General features: G+C 67.4%; 20 protein-coding genes and 1 tRNA gene. 14 read left to right on the forward strand and 7 right to left on the reverse strand.

Annotated features, from left to right (window positions below):
• Positions 1-524: 524 nt before the first annotated feature.
• Both Q8S38_RS23050 and Q8S38_RS23055 read left to right on the forward strand, forming a co-directional pair.
• Positions 525-1,079, forward strand: a complete 555-nt coding sequence (locus tag Q8S38_RS23050; protein ID WP_305682672.1) for a cytochrome c oxidase assembly protein — start codon at positions 525-527, stop codon at positions 1,077-1,079.
• Entirely contained in the window at positions 1,076-1,570 is a 495-nt protein-coding gene (locus Q8S38_RS23055) for a CopD family protein (protein WP_305682673.1), read from the forward strand. Before Q8S38_RS23050 ends, Q8S38_RS23055 begins: the two co-directional genes overlap by 4 nt.
• Here Q8S38_RS23055 and Q8S38_RS23060 read toward each other — a convergent pair.
• Positions 1,537-2,055, reverse strand: coding sequence for a DUF2231 domain-containing protein (locus tag Q8S38_RS23060; RefSeq protein WP_305682674.1), 519 nt, complete (start codon positions 2,053-2,055; stop codon positions 1,537-1,539). The two genes, Q8S38_RS23055 and Q8S38_RS23060, sit on opposite strands and share 34 nt — an antisense overlap.
• A gap of 12 nt (positions 2,056-2,067) precedes the next feature.
• Between Q8S38_RS23060 and Q8S38_RS23065 the strand changes: the two genes are divergently transcribed.
• From Q8S38_RS23065 to Q8S38_RS23085, 5 genes are all read left to right on the forward strand, one after another.
• Positions 2,068-2,721 (forward strand): cytochrome c oxidase subunit II, encoded by a 654-nt coding sequence (locus Q8S38_RS23065; protein WP_305682675.1) that lies wholly within the window; start codon positions 2,068-2,070, stop codon positions 2,719-2,721.
• Positions 2,718-5,219, forward strand: a complete 2,502-nt coding sequence (gene ctaD / locus Q8S38_RS23070; RefSeq protein ID WP_305682676.1) for a cytochrome c oxidase subunit I — start codon at positions 2,718-2,720, stop codon at positions 5,217-5,219. The genes Q8S38_RS23065 and ctaD overlap by 4 nt, the downstream gene beginning before the upstream one ends.
• Positions 5,207-5,533, forward strand: a complete 327-nt coding sequence (locus tag Q8S38_RS23075) for a hypothetical protein (protein WP_305682677.1) — start codon at positions 5,207-5,209, stop codon at positions 5,531-5,533. Before ctaD ends, Q8S38_RS23075 begins: the two co-directional genes overlap by 13 nt.
• Positions 5,534-5,689: 156 nt before the next feature.
• Positions 5,690-7,972 (forward strand): FdhF/YdeP family oxidoreductase, encoded by a 2,283-nt coding sequence (locus Q8S38_RS23080; protein ID WP_305682678.1) that lies wholly within the window; start codon positions 5,690-5,692, stop codon positions 7,970-7,972.
• A 22-nt stretch (positions 7,973-7,994) separates the two neighbouring features.
• Positions 7,995-8,837 carry a formate/nitrite transporter family protein gene (locus Q8S38_RS23085; protein ID WP_305682679.1) on the forward strand — a complete coding sequence of 281 codons (843 nt, stop codon included), beginning with the start codon at positions 7,995-7,997 and terminating at the stop codon, positions 8,835-8,837.
• Between the two features lie 212 nt (positions 8,838-9,049).
• On the opposite strand, the gene Q8S38_RS23090 is transcribed toward Q8S38_RS23085, so the two are convergent.
• A tRNA-Ser gene (locus Q8S38_RS23090) sits at positions 9,050-9,139 on the reverse strand.
• A 376-nt stretch (positions 9,140-9,515) separates the two neighbouring features.
• On the opposite strand from Q8S38_RS23090, the gene Q8S38_RS23095 reads away from it, so the two are divergent.
• The 7 genes from Q8S38_RS23095 (at position 9,516) to Q8S38_RS23125 (ending at position 17,017) form a co-directional block, all read left to right on the forward strand.
• Entirely contained in the window at positions 9,516-10,697 is a 1,182-nt protein-coding gene (locus Q8S38_RS23095; protein ID WP_305682680.1) for a septal ring lytic transglycosylase RlpA family protein, read from the forward strand.
• A gap of 48 nt (positions 10,698-10,745) precedes the next feature.
• A complete protein-coding gene (locus Q8S38_RS23100) occupies positions 10,746-11,987 on the forward strand; it encodes a D-alanyl-D-alanine carboxypeptidase family protein (RefSeq protein WP_305682681.1) in 1,242 nt (413 codons plus the stop codon).
• The gene (gene tmk / locus Q8S38_RS23105) at positions 11,987-12,646 is read left to right on the forward strand and encodes a dTMP kinase (RefSeq protein WP_305682682.1); all 660 of its coding nucleotides are present in this window, start codon (positions 11,987-11,989) and stop codon (positions 12,644-12,646) included. Before Q8S38_RS23100 ends, tmk begins: the two co-directional genes overlap by 1 nt.
• A 100-nt stretch (positions 12,647-12,746) precedes the next feature.
• On the forward strand, positions 12,747-13,817 hold the full coding sequence (locus Q8S38_RS23110; RefSeq protein ID WP_305682683.1) for a DNA polymerase III subunit delta': 1,071 nt from the start codon (positions 12,747-12,749) through the stop codon (positions 13,815-13,817).
• A 20-nt stretch (positions 13,818-13,837) separates the two neighbouring features.
• Complete coding sequence (gene metG, locus Q8S38_RS23115) at positions 13,838-15,397, forward strand: methionine--tRNA ligase (RefSeq protein WP_305682684.1); 1,560 nt, start codon at positions 13,838-13,840, stop codon at positions 15,395-15,397.
• Positions 15,397-16,197 (forward strand): TatD family hydrolase, encoded by an 801-nt coding sequence (locus tag Q8S38_RS23120; RefSeq protein ID WP_305682685.1) that lies wholly within the window; start codon positions 15,397-15,399, stop codon positions 16,195-16,197. Before metG ends, Q8S38_RS23120 begins: the two co-directional genes overlap by 1 nt.
• A 13-nt stretch (positions 16,198-16,210) precedes the next feature.
• Positions 16,211-17,017, forward strand: coding sequence for an MBL fold metallo-hydrolase (locus tag Q8S38_RS23125; RefSeq protein ID WP_305682686.1), 807 nt, complete (start codon positions 16,211-16,213; stop codon positions 17,015-17,017).
• Between the two features lie 85 nt (positions 17,018-17,102).
• Here the strand turns inward: Q8S38_RS23125 and Q8S38_RS23130 are convergent, their stop codons facing one another.
• From Q8S38_RS23130 to Q8S38_RS23150, 5 genes are all read right to left on the reverse strand, one after another.
• Entirely contained in the window at positions 17,103-17,918 is an 816-nt protein-coding gene (locus Q8S38_RS23130) for an ABC transporter permease (protein WP_305682687.1), read from the reverse strand.
• The gene (locus tag Q8S38_RS23135; RefSeq protein ID WP_069053561.1) at positions 17,915-18,820 is read right to left on the reverse strand and encodes an ABC transporter permease; all 906 of its coding nucleotides are present in this window, start codon (positions 18,818-18,820) and stop codon (positions 17,915-17,917) included. Before Q8S38_RS23135 ends, Q8S38_RS23130 begins: the two co-directional genes overlap by 4 nt.
• Positions 18,817-19,908: an ABC transporter ATP-binding protein gene (locus tag Q8S38_RS23140; RefSeq protein ID WP_305682688.1), complete on the reverse strand. Its 1,092-nt coding sequence runs from the start codon at positions 19,906-19,908 to the stop codon at positions 18,817-18,819. The genes Q8S38_RS23135 and Q8S38_RS23140 overlap by 4 nt, the downstream gene beginning before the upstream one ends.
• On the reverse strand, positions 19,905-20,948 hold the full coding sequence (locus Q8S38_RS23145; protein WP_305682689.1) for an ABC transporter substrate-binding protein: 1,044 nt from the start codon (positions 20,946-20,948) through the stop codon (positions 19,905-19,907). Before Q8S38_RS23145 ends, Q8S38_RS23140 begins: the two co-directional genes overlap by 4 nt.
• A 144-nt stretch (positions 20,949-21,092) precedes the next feature.
• Positions 21,093-21,908, reverse strand: coding sequence for a DeoR/GlpR family DNA-binding transcription regulator (locus Q8S38_RS23150; protein ID WP_305682690.1), 816 nt, complete (start codon positions 21,906-21,908; stop codon positions 21,093-21,095).
• Positions 21,909-21,994: the final 86 nt, after the last annotated feature.

Below are 21,994 nucleotides of genomic sequence, written 5' to 3' on the forward strand. Positions count from 1 at the left end.
TGGTGTTGGAAGAACGCGGCAGGCTGGAGATTGATCCCGGCATTCGGCGAAGCTGTCGAAGCCCGGCGGATTGGTCCCAGTGAGGCATCCGTCTTCCTCCTGCTCGCATCCCTGTGCGCCCATGATGGCTGCCCGCGGACCAACGATCGTGGACGGACCAGGACCGACGCGACCGAGTTCCCGATGTCGCACGATCGCACGCGCCTATTGATGCGCTCCCGTCGTTCGGCGTGACGCGAGCCGCTGAAGATTCGGATGTTCGATCAGGGCAACCGGAACTTTTGAAACATCCGGGCGTATCCGGTCAGACGCCCCGCCACTCCATGCGCGCCGGGCACGGCGCAGGGGGTCGGTTTCGAGTGCTATACGAGAGCGTCATACCCTATTGCGGGGTCGCGCCTGTACCCTCTGTCATCGCGCGAAGCTGGAATTTCGACCCTCTGCTTCTGGCCGCCCTTGCGGGCGCGTGTCTCGCGGGCGCGGTCATGCTGGTCGGGTCGCGGCGACGGGCCTGGTTCCTCGCCATGGCGGTCCTTGCGCTGATTTTCGTGTCTCCCCTCTGCGCATTGGCCTCGGCGCTGTTTGCGGCGCGCGGTTTCCATCACCTGGCGATCACCGTGATCGTGGCACCGCTGATCGCCTACGCCTTGCCGCCGCAGCGCGGGTCGGGATCTGCAGCCGCACTTGGGGCCTCGACCGGGGTGCTGTGGCTCTGGCACTGGCCCGCCCTGTACACCGCCGCGTTCGAAAGCCATCTGCTCTACTGGGTCCTGCAGCTGGCGCTGCTCGGCAGCTTCACCTGGTTCTGGCGCGCGGTGATGTCCCCCCATGCGTCGCCCGTGACGGCGCTGATGACGATCGGTTCAGGGGCCGGCCAAATGGGGCTTCTCGGCGCGCTGCTGACGCTCGCGCCGACCCCGCTCTATGACGTCCATGGGCTGGCATCCCTGCCCTGGGGGCTGGACCCGCTGAGAGATCAGCAACTTGCCGGGCTGCTGATGTGGGTCCCGGCGTTCTTCGTCTATGGAGCCTATGCGATCCTGGCCGCGCGGCGGGTCGATCGGGCGGCGTTCGAATGATCGCCTGGCTGAAATTCCTGCACATCGCGAGCCTCGCCGTCTGGTGCGCCGGCCTGCTGATCCTGCCGATCCTGCTGCAGCGCGCCGACAATCCGGTGCGGGCAGGCGAGGCGGCTCGGATGCGGATCTTCGCCCACAACGCCTATAATTTCTGCATCAGCCCGGCCGCGGTCATCGCCACCGTCGCCGGCGGGTCCCTGCTGTTCGCCCGCTGGGTGTTCGAGCCCTGGATGTTTGCCAAGCTGGTCCAGATCGGCGCGCTCATCGTGCTGCACACCTATCTCGGCCATTGCGTCACCCGGCTCGGCGAGCGGGGCTATGTCAGACCCGCGCTCCCGCCGGCACTCATGCTCGCCATTGGCCTCGGCATCATGAGCACGATCCTGTTCACCGTGCTCGCCAAGCCGCAACTCGATGCGGCGATGATGCCCGATTGGCTGCGGACACCCCTCAACCGTCAGCTTTTGCTGTCGCCGGCACCAAGCCGATAATCGAAGACGAGCTTCCCGCCATGCCAGCCCGTCAGAGCCGTGAACCCGGCGCACAAAGCCGACAGCAGAATGCCGAAAGGCAGAACGGCTGTCTCGTAGCCGGTCAGCCGGTAGCCGAAATTCGCACCCAGCATGCTCAGAAGCGCGACCGCGATCACGAAATGCGTCCAGCTCGGCGGCCGCGTACGGATACCGGGCACCATCAGCAGTTCGACGGTGCCGGTGATCCCGGCCAGAAGCCCCATCATGAAAGCGGCGCCGATCGCCCACAGCGCGACGCGCGGCCAGAACGCATCGCCCGTCCACCAGTAGAACAGGTCCGCGCCGAAGGTGCACATGGTGAGCGCGATCGGAAACGCGACCAGCATGGCGTGGATCGGATGCCCGGCCACGGCGATGCGCGTCTCGGTATCGCTGAAAACGTTTTCCGCGTGAAGCGGATCGAGGTTGCGGTGCAATTCGTCCTGGGAGGTCGGGTTGCTCATCGGCGGGGCCTCGTGCTGCTGGGCGCCCTGGCGCTGGGTGGCTGCGGCGGGCGCCTGTCGGCGCTGGATCCGGCGGGCCCCGCGGCTGATAGCACCCTGACGCTGTTTCTGATCCTGCTCGGCCTGGCCGCACTGTCCTTCGTCATCATCTTCGGCATCTTCCTTCTGGCCCTGCGTCGCAATCGCGGTCGAACTGTCTCGCTGCGTCTGTTCATCATCGGCGGCGGTCTGGTCTTCCCACTGGTTCTCTTGAGTTTTGCAACCGTCTACGGCGTCGTCCTGGGCGAGCGCATCACCGGCGCTCGCGAGGTCCCCGCGCTGACCGTTGCCGCAACGGCCCAGCAGTGGCGCTGGCAGTTTACCCGCCAGACGCCAGGAGGTTCCGTGACGCGCGCCGACATCCTCGACATCCCGGCCGGCCAGACCGTCGCGATCATGGTCGCGAGCACCGACGTCATCCACGCCTTCTGGGTGCCGCGGCTGGCCGGCAAGGTCGATGCCATTCCCGGCCTGACCAACCGCATCCTGATCCGGGCCGATGTTCCGGGGCGCTATGGCGGCGTTTGCGCCGAGTTCTGCGGCACCGGCCATACCGGCATGGACTTCACCGTCGTTGCCCATGACGCGGAAGCCTGGGCGGCACTCGAAACCGGAGGGCAGCCATGAGCGCGCTCAAGCTTCATGGCGAACTCGATGCGGTCTGGGGCGTGCCGCGCGGCTGGCGCGGCGTCCTGACCAGCGTCAACCACAGCGATCTCGGAATCCGCTTCATGGTCGCCGCCGGCGTCTACTTCGCCATCGGCGGCGTGCTCGCCATGATGATCCGGGCTCAGCTCGCCACGCCCCGTTCAGCCTTCATCGGACCTGAGATCTACAATCAGGTCTTCACGATGCATGGCAGCCTGATGATGTTCATGTTCGCGATACCCTTCTTCGAGGGCTTGGCGATGTACCTGCTGCCGAAGCTGCTGGGCTCGCGCGACCTCGCCTTTCCGCGCCTCTCCGCCTTCGGCTGGTGGTGCTACCTGTTTGGCGGATCGATCCTGCTGGTGGCGATGGCGGTGGGCCTGGCGCCCGATGGCGGCTGGTTCATGTACACGCCGCTCGCGTCGAAGACCTATACGCCGGGCATCAATGCCGATGTCTGGCTGCTGGGCATCACCTTCGTCGAGATTTCGGCGGTCTGCGCCTCGATCGAGATCACGGTCAGCGTCCTGAAGCTGAGGGCGCCGGGCATGTCGCTCGGCCGCATGCCGATCTTCGCCTGGTACATCCTCGTCACCGCTCTGATGATGGTCGTCGGATTCCCGCCGCTGATCCTGGCCTCGACGCTGCTCGAGATCGAGCGCGCCTTCGGCTGGCCCTTCTTCGATCCGCAGCGCGGCGGCAATCCGCTGCTCTGGCAGCACCTGTTCTGGCTCTTCGGCCATCCGGAGGTCTATATCATCTTCCTGCCGGCGGCCGGCGTGGTTTCGACCGTCCTGCCCGTGATGGTCCGCCACACGCTGCTCGGCTATGGCTGGATCGTCGGCTCGATCTTGGTGCTGGGTTTCTTCAGCTTCGGGCTGTGGGTCCACCATATGTTCGCGACGGGCATTCCCCATCTCGCGCTCGCCCTGTTCTCGGCAGCGTCTGCGCTCGTGGCCGTGCCCACCGTCGTGCAGCTCTTCGCCTGGCTGGCGACGATGTGGGCCGGCCGGCCGCAGATGCGCCTGCCGATGCTCTACATTGCCGGCTTCTTCTTCAACTTCCTGCTGGGCGGGCTGACCGGCGTCATGCTGGCGATCGTGCCGTTCAACTGGCAGGTCCACGACACCGCCTTCGTCACCGCGCATCTGCATTACGTGCTGATCGGCGGCTTCATCTTCCCCATGCTGGCGGGCGTCTATTACTGGCTGCCGCGCTTCACCGCGCGCCGCTCGCACCCGCTGCTCGGCCAGCTCGGCTTCTGGCTGATCTTCGTCGGCTTCAACGTCACTTTCCTGGTGATGCATCTCACCGGGCTGCTCGGCATGCCGCGGCGGATCTACACCTATGAGCCGGGTCTGGGCTGGGAATGGCCCAACCTGATCTCCTCGATAGGCTCCTTCGTCATGACCTTCGGATTCGCCGTGGTCCTGATCGATGGCGTTCTGGCCATCGTCTTCGGGCGCCGCTCCTCGCGCAATCCCTGGCGCGCGAGCACGCTCGAATGGGCGCTGCCGATGCCGGCCCCGAGCTACAATCTCGCCAGCCTGCCGCATGTCGAGTCGCGCGAGCCGCTCGACCGCTATCATAAGCTGGCGCAGAGCCTGGCGATGGGCGAAGGCTATCTCGGCCGCACCCGGGATGGGCTGCGCGAGACCACAGGTGTCGAGGTCGTCTCCGGCCGCGTCAGCGAGATCGTCATCCTCCCCGGCAATTCCTGGCTGCCCATCGCCACAGCCGCCGCAACGGGAAGTTTCTTCCTGGCGCTCCTGCTCGGCTACTATTGGCTCGCGCCGATCGCGCTTCTCGGAGTGGCGAGCCTGCTGTGGCGCTGGGCTGCGCCGCTGGGGGCCCGGGCCGATCTCGGCCCGATCGACATCGGCCGTGGCGCCAGCGTGCTGCCGCACCACGAGGCGGCCGAGGCCCCGGGCTGGTGGGGCAGCGTCTTCGCACTGGTCACCAACGCGACGTTCTTCTCGTCGATGCTGTTCGGCTATGCCTTCCTGGCGACCGTCGGTCCCGGCTGGCCGCCGCCGGTTATGGTCCAGCCTTCGCTTCTCGCCGGCGGCGTCGTCTTCGGCGCGGTGACGCTGGCCTTTCTCGCCGAGGGATTTGCGTTCCGCCGCATGCTGGCCGGCGACATGGGCAGCGCCGGAACCGGGCTGGTGGTGGCCATCGCCGCGCTGCTGATCTGCATGCTCGGCCTGCTTGCCTTCGGTTGGCTGGGTCTGCCGTCTCCGCGCGACCATGCCTATGGCGCGGTCACCTGGGTGATGCTGATCTACGGCGCGCTGCACGGCTTCATTGCGCTTGTGGTGCTGGCCTTCGTTCGTCGGCGGATTGCGGCCGGCTATGTGTCGCCCGCCCGCATGCTGGAGCCGCGCGTCGCCCGGCTCTGGCTGCGCTATGGCCTGGCTGCGATGCTGATCGTGCTGGCCGCGATCGCCCTGCCGGGAGCCGCGTCATGGCGCTGGTGACCCGGCTGTTTGGCGGATTGCTTGTCTGGGCAGCGGGTTTTGCGGTGATCTATGGCGCGCACGGACTCGGCTGCGGCCTGGGTTGGGGCGAGCGGCCGGTGCTCGGCCCGTTCACGCCGCTCAACATGGCGCTGATCCCGCTCTGGCTGGCCAGCCTCCTGGTCGCGGCCTGGGCCCTGCGGCACGCGGGCCGCGACAGCACGACCCTGCAGGAGCCCGCCCTGCGGCGGGCCGCACTCATCGGCGGCTGGGCCGGGCTCGTCGGCCTCGTCGTCATGGGGGCGCCGGTACTGCTTCCGGCGCATTGCCTCTAGCGTCCAGCCCCTGCGGGCTGCGCCACGTGCATCGCAGGCCGCGCCGCACCCGGCTTGCAACCGATCGGACCAGAGAAACGGGCTGGAATCCGTGCTTGCTAAGGAACCATCCCGGCGTCGGACCATTGGATCAGGAGGACCTTTCAGGAGTACCCGATGGACCGACGCGCACGCTTCAAGCCTTATGATCAGCCCACCGGAGGGTGGGGCTCGCTTAAATCCGTCGGCAAGCATGCGGTCCAGCAGCAGGCGATCACGACCGCCCCGCTGCTCATGCGCGATCACAACAAGCTCAACGGTTATGCCTGCACGAGTTGCGCCTGGACCAAGCCCGGCGAACCCCATCTCGCCGAGTTCTGCGAGAACGGCGCCAAGGCGACGTTTTGGGATCTGACCAAGAAACGGACGACGCCGGAGTTCTTCGCGCGGCATACGGTCACGGAACTGCTGGGCTGGTCCGACTATGACCTGGAGAATGAGGGGCGCCTCACGCATCCGATGCGTTACGATCCCGCGAGCGACCGCTATGTCGAGGTCTCCTGGGACGAAGCCTTTGCCGATATCGGCGCGAAGCTGAAGGGCTACGATCCCAGGCAGACGGTGTTCTACGCTTCGGGCCGCGCCTCGCTCGAAACCTCCTACATGTACCAGCTCTTCGCGCGGCTCTACGGGCACAACAACCTGCCCGACAGCTCCAACATGTGCCACGAAACCACCTCGGTGGCGCTGCCGCAGAGCATCGGTACGCCCGTCGGCACGGTCCTGCTCAAGGATTTCGCCGAGACGGACTGCATCTTCTCGTTCGGTCAGAATGTCGGGACCAACTCGCCGCGCCTGCTGCACGATCTGCAGGAGGCGCGCGAGCGCGACATCCCGATCGTCGTCTTCAACCCCCTGCGCGAGCGCGGCTGGGAGGCCTTCGTCAGCCCCCAGCGCCCCGGCCAGATGATCACCAACACCCCGACCCAGATCGCGACGCAGTATTACCAGGTCCGCGCCGGCGGCGACATCGCGGCCATGCTGGGCATCGGCAAGATGCTGCTGACCTGGAACGACGAGGCCAGGGCAGCCGGACGGCCACTGGTTCTCGATGAGGCTTTCATCGCCGAGCACACCCATGATTTCCCGGCCTTCGAGGCGAAGCTGCGCGAGACGCAGTGGCCCGAGATCATCGAGGCCTCGGGTCTCCCGCGCGCCTCGCTCGAAGCGGCCGCCGCCACCTTCGCCAAAGCCAAGGCGATCATCGCGATCTACGGCATGGGGCTGACGCAGCATAAGCTCGGCGTCGACTGCATCCGGACGCTGGTCAACCTGCTGCTGATGCGCGGCCAGATCGGCAAGCCCGGCGCCGGTATCTGCCCCATCCGCGGCCACTCCAATGTGCAAGGCCAGAGGACGGTCGGCATCGCCGAGAAGGTCGAATTGGTGCCGCTCGATCGCCTGGCCGAGCAGTTCGGTTTCGAGCCGCCGCGCGAGGACGGCATGGCGACCGTCGAGGCCTGCGAGGCGATCATTGCCGGAAACGTGCGCGCCTTCATCGGGCTCGGCGGCAATTTCGTGCGCGCCATCCCCGAGCGCGAGTTGATGGAAGAGAAGTGGGGCGGCATCGATCTTTCGGTCCAGATCGCAACCAAGCTCAATCGCTGCCATCTCATCACCGGCAAGACGACCTATCTCCTCCCGACCATCGTTCGCTCGGAGATCGACGAGCAGGCCAGCGGGCCGCAGATCGTGACGATCGAGGATTCGACCACCTGCATCCATGCCTCGCGCGGCAAGCGGATGCCGGCGGCCGAAACGCTGCTGTCCGAGCCGAAAATCGTCGCCGAGATGGCCAAGGCGACGCTGCCGCCCAATCCGAAGGTCCCTTGGGACGAATGGGTCGGAGATTACGGTACGATCCGCGACGCGATCGCGGAAACCTTTCCCGAAGCGTTCCACGACTTCAATGATCGGCTGGACATTCCCGGCGGCTTCCCTCGGCCGGTCGCGGCGCGCGAGCGTAAATGGGAGACCGAGACCGGCAAGGCTAATTTCGCGGTGCCATCGGCCCTTTCCGCCAGCTTCGACGACGGGCTGGATTCCAGTATCCTTCGGCTCATCACCCTGCGCTCGAACGACCAGTTCAACACCACGGTCTACGGCTATTCGGATCGGCTGCGCGGCATCGAGGGCTCGCGCATGATCGTGATGATGAATGCCGATGACCGGATCCGCTTCGGCATCGCCAAGAACGGCAAGGCCCGCCTGACCACCGCAGTCGACGACGGCATCGTTCGCAGCATGAGCGGGTTCCAGGTCATCGATTACGACATCCCCGCCGGCACCTGCGCCGCCTATTTTCCTGAATGCAACGCCCTGATCCCGCTCTGGCAATATGCACAGGAGAGCATGACGCCTGCAGCCAAGTCGATCCCAATCCGGGTCGCGGCCGAATGATGCGGTTTGCAGAGAGAGCATCATGACCCAGCCGTCCCCGATGCCGGCGCCGGCCGACCTGCGCAAGGCTGTGTTCGAGGCGCTCGCCGACAAGGCGGCGCTGCCGGTTCGATCTATGCTCGTACTCGGCGTGCTCGCCGGCATCTACATCGGGTTCGGCGGCCTGTTTGCGACGATCGCGCTGACCGGAGCAGATGGGCTGCCCTACGGGGTCGGCCAAATCGTTGCCGGTCTGGTCTTCGCGACCGGTCTCGCGCTGGTCATGATCGCGGGCGCTGAACTCTTCACCGGCAACACGATGATGACGGGGGCGGTACTCGCAGGGCAGATCGCTCCGTCCCGAGCGGCGTGTGCCCTGGCAATCGTCTACGCCGCCAATTTCGCGGGCTCGCTGCTCCTTGCCGGATTGGTCTTTGCGGCGGGACTGCACGAGGGCCAGAACGGCGCCATCGGCCGCGCCGCCGTCGATCTGGCGCGGGGAAAGACTGAAGCGGGCTTCCTGGCCACGCTCTCCAGCGGCATCCTGGCGAACATGCTCGTCTGCCTTGCCGTCTGGTGCGCCTATGCTGGCGAGACAGTGACGCAGAAGCTCGCGGGCCTTACCCTTCCGGTGGCCGCCTTCGTCGCGGCCGGCTTCGAGCACTCCGTCGCCAATATGTATCTGCTGCCCTATGGCTGGCTGGTCCAGCCGGCCGCGCCTGAGGTCAATGAGGCGATCACGGCGTTCGCCATCCTGGCAAATCTCATCCCGGCGACCATCGGCAACATCATCGGCGGCGCGATCGTCGCAACGGCTTATTGGCTCGCCTTCGCCAAACCCCAAACCCTGTCGGTCAAACCCGCAATCCGCGAGGGCACCGCGTAGCCTATATTGGCCGGCGATGCTGGCCGCCTGCTCCCGTCCGATTAAGGCACACCTCATACGGAAGAGGCTTGCGGGTTAACCGGGTGGCCGCCGAGCCCGTCAGTAAGGTGATGACGACGCAGAATCTGCGGCCAGTCTACGGTGGAAAATAGGGTGGGAAGCGTTCTAATCGACCGACAACTAACTGAAAGATATACAATTTTTCAGTTTATTGGCGGAAGGGGTGGGATTCGAACCCACGGTGGGCTTGCACCCACGGCGGTTTTCAAGACCGCTGCCTTAAACCACTCGGCCACCCTTCCGTGCCGATCTCATTGCCGGGCATGGGGCGTTTTGGCAAGCGCTGTCGTCGGCCCAACCGACGGAAGCCTGCATGAGCCAGCCGGTGCCGCCAAAGCGAGCCGCCGCCCCATCGGTTCGAGGCGGCTCTTCAGGCTGCGGCGGCAAAGCCACGGCGGTTGAAAAAGCGCTGCAGCAGGGAACCGGGTTGACAGCCGCCGCATTTCCGACACCTTTGTGCCCGCTCAAGGGCAGACGGGGACCAACCCGTTGACGCTGTCGCGACTCGTCGCGGCGCGTTAGCGGTCCCTTAACGGGATTGACCGAAAACTCTGGCTTCGCCGCTGTCGCGGCTGGGCCGAACTTGCGGGTTTTCGGCGAAGAAAGCGGAACGACGGCATGATGCGAGGCGCTCGCCCTTCGGCACCGGACTCCCTTTCCGCCACGACCGAGCCGGGCCCCGCCCAGTCCTCCCGCCCCGTCGCCAATCGCGCCCTGCGCCTCGGCTGCGTCGCGCTGGCGGGTTTGTTCCTCGCCAACTGCGCCAATGACCAGGTCGCCCGTCGCGGCAAGTCGAAGGAAATCGGCGCCTTCCCGCAAGCCAAATACGGCCCCGCCAGCCCGCGCGTCGTCGCCGATGGCCAAGACGTGCCCAAGGGCGGCGGGCGCCAGATGATCGGAAAGACCTATTCGGTCGCCGGCAAGCGTTACACCCCGTTCGACAAGCCGGTCGGCTACAGCGCTGTCGGCACCGCCTCCTGGTATGGCGAGGCCTTCCATGGCCGCAAGACGGCCAATGGCGAAGTCTATGACCGCCACGGCATCAGCGCCGCGCATCCGACGATGCCGCTGCCGGCCTATGCCCGCGTCACCAACATGCTCAACAACCGCTCGATCATCGTGCGGGTCAATGATCGCGGTCCCTATCATGGCGGCCGCGTGATGGACGTCTCGCAGAAGACCGCAGAGGCGCTTGCCTTCCGCCATCTCGGCACCGCCCGGATCAGGTTCGAATATCTCGGCCAGGCCTCGCTTGCCGGTTCCGACGACGGGCTTCTGCTGGCAACCCTGCGCACCGACGGCCAGCCGGCCGCCATCCCGGGCACCAGCGCGCGCACCATGGTCGCCAGTTCCTCGCCGGTCGCGGCGGGGCGTTCGCGGAGCGCCGATCTCGAAGAGGCCCAGCCGGAGCCCGCCGTCGAACCCGTCGTTTCGCGGCCCGTCGCCCAGGCCTATGCCCCGACCGGCTTCACGACGGCCTCGGCAGACAGCAGCATCCGCACGGTTGCGCCGAGCGCCCCGGTCGCCGCTTCGCTGGTTTCGACCGCCGCGACGGGCGGCGTGCCGGTCAGCGGCGTCAGGCTGCCGCCCAGCCGTCCCTTCGATCTCGACACCATCGCCAACGCCGCCAACCCGGTCGTCGTTCCCGCAATGCTGCGCTCGACCTTGCCGCCGAGCCGCGGCAGCGTCGCGAGCCTGTTCACGGCGCCCGAGCGCGCGCCGACGCAGCGCTTCTCCGCCTCGCATCCGCTCAACCGCTCTCTGCTGTCGCAGCCGCTGCAGCCGCTGGCGCGGAATTGAACCATTCGCGCCTTGACCCGGCGCGTCCCGCTCTGCTTCAGATCGGGCATGAGCACGTCCAGCCTCTTCCTTGACGGCCTTGCGCGGCGGGCCGCCCGGCCGCCCCGTCGCTCGGGCGTCGCGCTGCTGCGTCTTCTCGGCGCGCTGCTGCTGACATCCCTGGCCGAGGGCCCTGCGGCGCGGGCGCAGAGCTTCCAGTCGCCGGCCCCGTTCGCGGTCCTGCTCGATTCCGCCAGCGGCACGGTGCTCTACGAGAAAGCCGCCGACGAGCTGATGGCGCCGGCGAGTATCGCCAAGATCGCCACCGCGCTCGTCGCCTTCGAGGAGATCGCGCAGGGCCGGCTGACCCTGGACAGCGAAATCGCGATTTCCGAAAACGCCTGGCGCAAGGGCGGCGGCGTCTCGGGCGGCTCGACGATGTTCGCCCAGCTCAACAGCCGGGTGAAGCTCTCCGACATCCTGCAGGGCATCATCGTCCAGTCCGGCAACGATGCCTCGATCGCACTGGCTGAAGCCGTCGCCGGTGACGAGGCGACCTTCGCCCGGATCATGACCGAGCGGGTGCGGGCGCTGGGGCTGCCGAAGTCGGTGTTCCGGAACGCGACCGGCATGGGCGACCCGCTGCAGAAGGTCACCGCGCGCGAAATGGCGCTGCTCTCGGACCACATCATCAAGACCTATCCCGAACACTACAGGATCTTCGGCCAGCGCGAATTCGTCTGGAACAAGATTAGGCAGCAGAATCGCAACCCGCTGCTGGCGATGGAGATCGGAGCGGACGGGCTCAAGACCGGCAACATCGATGAATCCGGCTATGGTCTGGTCGGCTCGGCTGTGCAGAACGGGCAGCGGCTGATCGTCGTCGTCAACGGGCTGAAGACCGCCCGCGACCGCGCCAATGAATCGCGCAAGCTGCTGGAATGGGGCTTTCGCGCCTTCGAGCCGCGCCAGATCTTCGAGGCGGGCGAGATCGTCGGAGAGGCCAGCGTTTTCGGCGGCGAGAAGGGTCGCGTCGGGCTCAAGGCCAAGGGCCCGGTCAGCCTGCTCCTGCCGCGCGGCAGCAGCGAGCGGCTCAACGCACGCATCGTCTATCGCGGGCCGCTCACCGTTCCCGTCCAGGAGGGCGCGGAGGTCGCCCGGCTCCTGGTCACGCGCGGCGAGGTCAAGACGCTCGACATCCCCCTTTATGCCGCAGAGACGGTGCAGCCAGGGACCCTGCAGAGCCGCGCGCTCGACGCGCTGATGGAAGCCGCCACGGGCTGGGTCCGCAAGGCCCTGAGCCGCAGCTGATGGGGGCCGCCGCACCCGGCCGCTTCATCACGCTCGAGGGCGGGGAGGGGGCGGGCAAATCGACGCTGGCGCGCCATCTCAAGGACCGCGTCGAGGCGCTCGGCCTGCGCGTGACGCTGACCCGCGAGCCCGGCGGCTCCCCCAAGGCCGAGGCGATCCGCGAGGTCATCCTGTCCGGCCAGGTCAAGCGCCACGGCCCCTTCGTCGAGGCGCTGATGTTCTCGGCGGCCCGCATCGACCATATCGACCGCCTGATCCGGCCGGCGCTGGAGCGCGGCGACTGGGTGATCTGCGACCGCTTCATCGATTCGACGCGCGCTTATCAGGGCGCGCTCGGGCGGATCGAGGCCGGGCTGCTGGCCGAGTTGGAGGCCGTGACCATCGACGGGCTGATGCCGGATCTGACCCTGATCCTCGATCTCGACCCGACCATCGGCTTGGCGCGCGCCGCCCGCCGCCGGGCGCCCGACGAAGCCACCGATCGGTTCGAGGGCGAGGCGCTGGCGTTCCACAGCACGCTGCGCCAGGCCTATCTCGCGATCGCCGCGTCGGAGCCTTCGCGCTGCGTCGTGCTCGATGCGGCGCAGCCGCCGGCCGTTCTGGCGCAGGCCGCCTGGAGCGCGATCCGCGAACGGCTGCCGTCCCCCCAAGCCGCCTGACGCAGCCGGATCGCCCCCCTCAAGCAAGGGCTTGCCCTCACGCGCCGTCGGGCTCAAACACGACCCGCACACGATGCGGGCTCCGCGACACGAGACGACCATGCTCCCGACCAGCGATGAACCCGACCGCCTGCCGAGCGCCCCCCATCCGCGCGAGACGCTGGCGCTGATCGGGCACGAGGCTCAGGAGCGCGCCTTTCTGGCGGCGCTGGCCTCGGGCCGGATGCATCACGGCTGGTTGCTGGGCGGTCCGGAGGGAATCGGCAAGGCGAGCTTCGCCTATCGTGCCGCGCGCTTCGTGCTGGCGGCCGGCGATCCGGCGCAGCGCGCGGTGGGCGCGACCTCGCTTGAAATGCCGGCTGAGGATCCCGCGACCCGCCGGGTCATGGCCCAGTCCCATCCCGATCTGCATCTGCTGCGGCGGATTCAAAAGCCCGACGGCAAGGGCTATACCAGCAACATCCCCGTCGATGCGGTGAGGCGCGTGCTCGACCGGTTCGGCTCGAGCGCCGCCGAAGGCGGCTGGCGCGTCTGCATCGTCGATTCGGCTGAGGACATGGACCGCTCGGCCGGCAACGCCCTGCTCAAGCTGCTCGAGGAGCCGCCGCCGCGTGCGCTGTTCCTGATCGTGGCCCACGCCCCTGGCCGGATGCTGCCGACGATCCGCTCGCGCTGCCGGCTGATGACCTTCGGCGCGCTCGACGAGGCGCAGGTGGCAGAGGCCGGCGCGCTCGCGCAGGAGCGGATGGGCGGCCCCTTCGACGAGGCGGGAATCGGCCGCGCCGCGCGGCTCGCCGACGGCTCGGTGCGCCGGGCGCTGACCTATGTCGACCCGACGACGCTGGCGCTGGTCGAGGCGGTGCGGGCGAGGCTGGACGCGCTGCCCCGGATCGACCTGGGGGCGCTGATGGCGCTGGCGGAGGACGTCGCCGGCAAGGCCGGCGAAGGCGATTTCGCGGTGATGATCGAGACCGTGCAGAGCTGGCTCTCCGACCATCTCCACGCGCATGCTGCAGCGCAACCGGCGCGCCTTGCACCGCTGGCGGAGGTATGGGACAAGCTGGGGCGTGCGGCCCGCGACGTCGAGACCTACAATCTCGACCGCCGCCCGCTGGTGATGACCCTGTTTCATGATCTGTCGGATGCGGTTGCCCGCTCGCGCGCAGCGTGAAGCGAACCTCCGGATCGACGATGGCGACCGCCCCGAAATTCTATCTGACGACCGCGATCCACTACACCAACGGGCCGCCGCATATCGGCCACGCCTATGAGATGGTGGCGTCCGACGCGATCGCGCGCTTCAAGCGGCTCGATGGCTACGACGTCTTCGCCATGACCGGCACGGACGAGCACGGCCAGAAGGTCCAGCGCACCGCTGAGCAGAACGGCCAGTCGCCGAAGGATTTCGTCGACGGCATCGCCGGCCGCTTCCAGGAAATGGAAGAGCGTCTCGGCTGTTCCTTCGATCGCTTCATCCGCACCACCGACGCCGACCATCTGCCCTCGACGCAGGAGCTGTGGCGGCGGATGGAGGCCAATGGCGACATCTACCTGTCGAAATATGCCGGCTGGTATTCGATCCGCGACGAGGCCTTCTATGCCGAGGAGGAGACCACGGTCCTGGCCGACGGCACGCGGCTGGGCGGGCAGGGGACGCCGGTCGAATGGGTCGAGGAGGAGAGCTACTTCTTCCGCTTGAAGGCCTATCAGGAGCGGCTGCTGCAGCTCTACGAGGACGTGCCGGACTTCGTCTCGCCGCCGACGCGCCGCAACGAGATCGTTTCCTTCGTGAAAAGCGGGCTCGAGGACCTCTCGATCAGCCGCACAACCTTCGACTGGGGGCTGCCGGTCCCGGGCGACCCCAAGCATGTGATGTATGTCTGGGTCGACGCGCTCAACAACTACGTCACCGGCACGGGCTTCCCCGATCCGCAGAACCCGCGCGCGCATTACTGGCCGGCCGATGTCCACATCATCGGCAAGGACATCGTGCGCTTCCACACCGTCTACTGGCCGGCCTTCCTGATGTCGGCCGGGCTGCCCTTGCCCAGGCGCGTCTTCGGCCATGGCTTCCTGCTCTCCAAGGGCGAGAAGATGTCGAAGTCGCTCGGCAATGTCGTCGACCCCTTCGGGCTGGCGGATGCCTATGGCGTCGATCAGCTGCGCTATTTCTTCCTGCGCGAGGTCTCCTTCGGCCAGGACGGCAATTACAGCCATGACGCCATCGTCGGCCGCATCAATGCCGACCTCGCCAATGATCTCGGCAATCTCGCCCAGCGATCGCTGTCGATGATCGCCAAGAACTGCGAGGGCAGGGTGCCGCCCTGCGGCGCGCTGAACGAGGGCGACCAGGCCATGCTGGCGCTCGCCGACGCCGCGCTGGGCAAGGCGCGCGAGGCGATGACGGACTTCGCGCTCCATGTCGTGCTGTCCGAGATCTGGGCCGTGGTGGCGGAGGCCAACCGCTATTTCGCCGCCAACGAGCCCTGGCGCCTGTCCAAGACCGATCCGGCGCGGCGTGACACGGTGCTCTATGTCACCGCCGAGGTGATCCGCCAGGTCGCGATCCTGGTCCAGCCGGTGATGCCGTCCTCCATGGCCAAGCTGCTCGACCTGTTGGGCGTCCCGGCCGAAAAGCGCGACTTCGCCGCGCTGGGCGAGGGCGGTCGGCTAGAATCGGGCACAGCCCTGCCGGCGCCGAGCGGCATCTTCCCGCGCTATGTCGAGCCCGAAGGCGGCGAGGCCGCCTGATGCTGATCGACACCCATTGCCATCTCGACTTCCCGGATTTCGCCGAGGAGCTCGAGGCCTACGTCGCCCGCGCCGAAGCGGCCGGCATCGGTCGCATGGTGACGATCTCGACGCGGGTTGCGCGCTTTCCCGCTTATGCAGCCATCGCCGAACGCTTCCCATCCGTCTGGTGCAGCGTCGGCACGCATCCCCATGGCGCGCATGAGGAATTGGACGTCACCGCCGAGCAGCTCGTGGCGCTCTCGGCCCATCCGCGCTGCGTCGCCATCGGCGAGGCCGGGCTCGATTATCACTACGACAAGAGCCCGCGCGAGGCGCAGGCTCAAGGGTTGCGCGTCCACATCGCCGCGGCTCGGATCACCCAGCTGCCGCTCGTCATCCATGCCCGCCAGGCCGATGACGACATGATCGCGATCCTGCGCGAGGAGATGGGGAAGGGCGCCTTCCCCGCCATCCTGCATTGCTTCACCGCCGGCGAGGCACTGGCGATGACGGGCGTCGAACTCGGCCTCTACGTCTCCTTCTCGGGCATCCTGACCTTCAAGACCTCCGAAGAGCTGCGCCGCATCGCCCGGATGGTCCCGCGCGAGCGCCTGCTGGTTGAGACCGACGCGCCCTATCTCGCCCCCGTCCCGTTCAGAGGCAAGCGCAACGAGCCGGCCTATGTCGTTGAGACGGCTAAGGTTCTCGGCGAGACGATCGGCTTGACCTTCGACGAGGTCGCAGCCCTGACCACGGCGAATGCAAAGCGCTGCTACTGGAAGATGGACCACGCCGCGCCGCTGGCGCGGGTGGCGTAAAAGGCGCGCGGGCATGACCCTGACGGTGACGATCCTCGGCTGCGGTTCGTCCGGCGGCGTGCCGCGACCCGGTTCAGGATGGGGCGCCTGCGACCCGACCGAGCCGAAGAACCGGCGGCGCCGCTGCTCGATCCTGGTCGAGCGGACCGGGACGGGAGGTACGACGCGGCTGCTCGTCGACACCTCGCCGGATCTGCGCGAGCAGCTCTTGGACGCCGGCATCTCTCATCTCGACGCGGTGCTGTTCAGCCATGACCATGCCGACCACACCCACGGCATCGACGATCTCCGCGCGCTGGTCCTGCACAACAGGAAGCGCGTGACCGTTCATGCCGATGCCACGACGCGGTCTTCGCTGACGCAACGCTTCGGCTATATGTTCGAAACGCCGCCGGGCAGTGCCTATCCCGCGGTCCTCGATATGCGGCCCCTGGTGGCCGGCCAGCCCCTGAGCATCGACGGCGCCGGCGGCGCCATCGATGCCCTGCCGCTCGCCGTCGAGCATGGCCCGGGCTATCAGGCGCTGGGGTTCCGGTTCGGCGGGCTCGGCTATGTTCCCGATGTGAGCCTGATGCCGCAGGCGGCGAAGGCTGGGCTTCACGATCTCGACCTGCTCATCCTCGATTGCCTGCGGGAAACGCCGCATCCGAGCCATTTCAACCTGCGCGACGCGCTGGCCACGATTGCAGAGGTAAAACCCCGCCGCGCCGTGCTGACCAATCTCCATGCCGATCTCGACTACAATCGTCTTCGCAACATGGTGGAGCCGGGCATTGAGGTGGCGTTCGACGGCCTGCGGATCCCGATCGCGCCCCTCTGAGGGACCTGGAGCCGGCGACAAAGCGCGCTCCATCGCATCATGGCGACAGCCGTCGTCGCCTGTCCGGCACGATCCGCGAAACCGCCTATTCGTTGACCCTGTCGAGACCGATCGTCAGCGAAATCGCCAGCAGGGCCAGCACCGCGAGCATGATCTGCACGCTGGAAACGGCGGCCACCAGCGGCGAATTGCTGTTCTGGACGATGGCGAGCAGCTCGATCGGCAGCGGCCGGTCGCGGTAGCCATGGGTGAAGATCGTCACCGAGAGATTGTCGACCCCCTCGATGAAGGTGAAGACCGCACCGGCCAGGATCGCAGGCAGCAGCAGCGGCAGCGTGATGATGCGGAAGGTCTGCCAGCGGCTCGCACCGAGATTGGCGGAAGCCTGTTCCAGCAGCGGGTCAAGCCGCTGGAGCCGCGCCATCACGGTGCGCACCATCACCGCCATGACATAGACCGAGAGCGAGACCGACTGCAGCCAGATCGAGGGGCCGATGCCGAGCAGCGCGCCCGAGAACAGCACGGCCACGCCGAGCACGATGCCCGGCACCATATGCGGCACCAGCACGAAGACGGAGAGCGCGGTGGCGCCGCGGAAATCGCCGCGCGCACAGGCCAGCGCGGTCGGCACGCCGAGCGCGATGCAGAGCGCGGTGACGTAGAGCCCGACCTTGATGCTCGTCCACATCGCATCCACCAGCACGGGCTGGTTGAAGACCTTCACGTACCAGTCGAGCGTGAAGCCCACGGGCGGGAAGCTGATATAGCCGCGCGTGTCGAACGACATCACGACGACGATGACCGCCGGCAGCAAGAGCAGCGCGAGCGCCAGCACCGCGAGCGCGATGATGAAGCCGATGCCCAGCCGGTCGATGAGGTCGGCGCCGTCGATCCGCTTCATCGCTGCGCCACCCGTGTCCAGCGCGTCCCGATATGCGTCAGCCAGGCGAAGACCAGCAGGACGGCGAGGCAGGTCGCCATCAGGATCATCGCCGTCACCGCGCCCTTGCTCCATTCGAGCGAGTAGACGACCTGTTCGTAGACCATCGTCGCGGCGTTGAGGTAGTTGCCGCCGCCCAGGAGCTGCGGCACCACGAAGGTGGTGTAGCTGAGGGTAAACACCAGCGCGGCGCCGGTGCCGAGGCCTGGCACGCTCAGCGGCAGGATGATCGTCCGCAGCGTCGCCAGCCGGCTCGCGCCGAGATTGGCGGAGGCCTCCTCGAGCCTGGAATCATGCCGGCTCATCACCGCGATCAGCGGCAGGATCATGATCGGCAGATGAATCTGGACCATGCCGATCAGCACCGCCCAATGCGTGTTGATGATGCGCAGGGGCTGCGAAATCAGCCCGAACTCCATCAGCGTCGCATTGACCACGCCGCGCCCCCCGAGGATGACGATCCAGGCATAGGTCCGGACGATGCCGCTGGTCAGGATCGGCGCGATCGTCAGCACGAGGATGATGCGCCGGACCCAGGGGCCGCCGATCAGGAAGAGATAGGCGACGGGGAAGCCAAGCAGGCTGCAAAAGAAGGTCGTGGTCAGCGCCAGCGTCAGCGAGCGCCGGAAGGTGGTGTGGTAGAGCGGATCGGCGAGCGCCGTGGTGAGATGGCGCAGCGACAATTCCTGCGAGACGATGACGCCGCGCGACACCACGATGTCCGAAAAGCCGAGCGAGAGCAGGACGCCGAACGGAATGACGGCGACCACGACGAGGACGACGATGGCCGGCACCGCCGGCCAGATCCCGCGCCCCGAAAGGAGCTCATCGACCAGCCGCAGCAGGAGGGGCCGGCGGGTCATGCGCGCGGGAAGGCGATGCAGGCGGCGGGATCGCGCAGGCCCAGGGCCACGCGGTCGCCGACGTCGATGCGGGCCAGGGTCTCGTCGCGCAGCGCCACGACCCGGAGCGAAGCCCCGTCTGAGAGCTCGACCTCGTACTCCATCAGCGCGCCAACATGGCGGCGGAAGCGGACGTTGCCGCGCCAGCCCGCCTGGTCCGCGCCGGCCGGCTCGATCAGGACGTTGTGGGGGCGCAGCATGACGCGAACCTCGCCGTCGAGCGCGGTCGGAACGCCCTGTCCGTCCGGCAGCACGACCCGGCCCTGGCTTGCCAGGCCGTTCCAGAAATTCGAGGCGCCGACGAAATCGGCGACATAGGCGCTGGCGGGGCGGTCGAACACCGCCTCGGGTGTGTCCAGCTGCTCGATCCGGCCGGCGCGCATCACGGCGATGCGGTCCGACATGGTCAGCGCCTCTTCCTGGTCGTGCGTGACGAAGATCGCGGTGATGCCGAGGCGCTTGATCAGCTGGCGCATCTCCATCTGCATGGTGCCGCGCAGCTTGGCGTCGAGCGCATTGAAGGGCTCGTCGAGCAGGAGCACGCGCGGCTCCAGCACCAGCACGCGGGCGATTGCGACGCGCTGCTGCTGCCCGCCGGAGAGCTGGGCCGGGTAGCGCTCCTCGAAGCCGGTCAGCGACACCGTCTGCAGCGCTTGGGCGACGCGACGGCCGATCTCGGTGGCCGGAACGCCCCGCATGCGCAGGCCATAGCCGACATTCGTCGCCACGGTGAGATGGGGAAAGAGCGCATAGCTCTGGAAGACGACGCCGACGGACCGGCGGTTGACCGGGACGGGGATCGTATCCTTCCCGTCGATCAGGATCTCGCCCCCGTCCGGTGTCAGGAAGCCGGCGATGCAGCGCAGCAGCGTGGTCTTCCCGCAGCCCGACGAGCCCAGCAGCGTCAGGATCTCGCCTTCCTGCGCGACGAGCGAGCAGCGGTCGAGCACGGTGAGGCCCGCGAAGCGCTTGACCGCATCGCGGATCGCCACGACCGGGGCGGCTTCCGCCGTCCCGGCCGCCGGGAAGGGCGCGGCCGCGGTGATCACCCTGCAAACATCCGGTCGAAGGCCTCGACGATCTTGCCGCGGTTGGGCGCCACCTTCGGCCAATCGACCGAGACCATCGACGCGATCTCCTCCGGCGTGGAGGGCAGGAAGGCGGCCGCGCCGGCCGGCGCGACGATGCCCTTCACCGTGGTGCCGAAGTAATAGGGCGGCTGGGCGGCGAAGGTCTGGCTCTCGTTGGTGAGCAGGATGTCGGCGAATTCGTGGATCAGGTCGTTATGGGCGGTGCGGGCGAACTTGACGATCATCGTCGGCAGGATCAGCGGGCCCGGGCCGGTGACCTTGGCGTAGCCGAGTGGCAGGCCGCTGGCGATGGCGATGCCGGTGTTGTCGTGCCAGAGCGGGCAGAGCCCGATCTCGCCGCGCTCCAGCATCTGCTGCAGCAGATTGGGATTGCGCCCGACCAGCGGCTTCAGTTCCTTCCACTTGGCGAGACCGAAATCGGTGTCGGAATCCGGCCGGCCGAAGGCGGCGGCCGCGATGGCGACGCAGGCGAGGCCGAGATTGGACTGCGGCCGCGAGAGCCCGATCTTGCCGGCATATTCCGGCTTCCAGAGATCGGCCCAGGTCTTGGGCGGGTTCGGCACCATCTGCTTGTTGTAGGCGATGCCGATGCCGGCATAGCTGATCGGAACGCCCATGCCATAGGCGTAGGGCGGGAAGCGCGGGTCGATGTTCTTGGCGTTGGGCACCTTGGCGAGATCGAGCGGCTCGAGCACGCCCTCGTCGACGGCGTTGATGATCGCGGGCGAGCCCATCACGGCGAAGTCATAGGGCGAGGCGCCGCGCGAGGCCTTGATCTGCGCGATCGCCTCGGCCGAGAGGCCACCGATGATGCGCAGCGAAACGCCGGGATACTTCTTCGCCAGAATGTCGCCGGCGCGCTTCAGCGGATCGTCCTGCGCGCTGCCATAGCCGATCATCACGAGTTCGCGCGCCTGCGCACGCAGCACGGTCGGCGCGGAGAGCGCCACGCTGCCGGCGGCAGCGCCAAGGAAGTGGCGTCGAGACAATGTCGTCATGGAGAATCTCCTCAGCCTCGCCTGCATGGGATCGGACAGCCCGCCGCTAGGGCGGGCCACGAAAAGCCGCGCTTTCAATTTGCGAACAAACGAAACCAATCGCAAGCATAAAACTTAGCCAGGACCCGCCGATTTTGAAGGCGGTCACGCGATGGTGACCTGAACCCCCGCAGCCTCCAGCGCCTGGATGTCGGCGGCGGCGGCGCCCTGGTCGGTGATCAGCAGATCGGCCTGCTCCAACGGGGCGATGCGCGCGCTGCCGACATGGCCGATCTTGCCGTGATCGGCGACGAAGACGACGCGCCGGGCCGAGGCCATCATCGCCTTCTTGACCTCCGCTTCCTCCCAGTTGCCATTGGTGAAGCCCCGCACCGCGTCGACCCCGGCGCAGCACAGGAAGGCGACGTCGGCGTTGATTTCCTGAAGCAGCGTCGCGCCAAAGGGCGAGATCAGGCTGTTGGAATGGGCGTTGCGCCCGCCGCGCTTGAGGCGCCCGCCGGTGACGATCACCGTCACGCCGGCATGGCCCTGCAGCGCGATGGCAATGTCGAGCCCATTGGTGACGACGACGACGTCGGTCAGCGTTCGCGGGAGGGCCTGGGCGATGGCGAGCGTCGTCGTGCCGGCGTCGAGGATGACGGTTTCGCCATCGCGCACCTGGCTCGCCGCGAGGTCGGCAATCCGCTCCTTCTCGGCTGAAAAGGACTGGCTCGGGAGATCGGCGGGTCGCTCGAAGCGGGCCGGACGCAGCGCCATCGCGCCACCGCGGATCCGCCGGATCAGCCGCCTTTTTTCCAGCGCGTCGAGATCGGCACGGATCGTCACGGTCGAGACGCCGAGCTCTTCGGCCAGCGCCGCGACCTCGACCACGCCCTTGCCGGCGAGCATCTCGACGATGCGCTCATGGCGGGGCAGGGAGCGCCCCCGCGCGAGATCGGGCAAGGCTTGCGTCTGGGTCATGGGCGGCTTCGATGTCACTTGCGTTACCGTATAAAATGAAGGATATCGAAAGTCGAGAAGGCGCCTCCCGTGAGCGGAGCCGCCCC

Origin of the sequence: Allobosea sp. (assembly GCF_030695125.1) — a bacterium.
Taxonomy (GTDB): Bacteria; Pseudomonadota; Alphaproteobacteria; order Rhizobiales; family Beijerinckiaceae; genus Allobosea.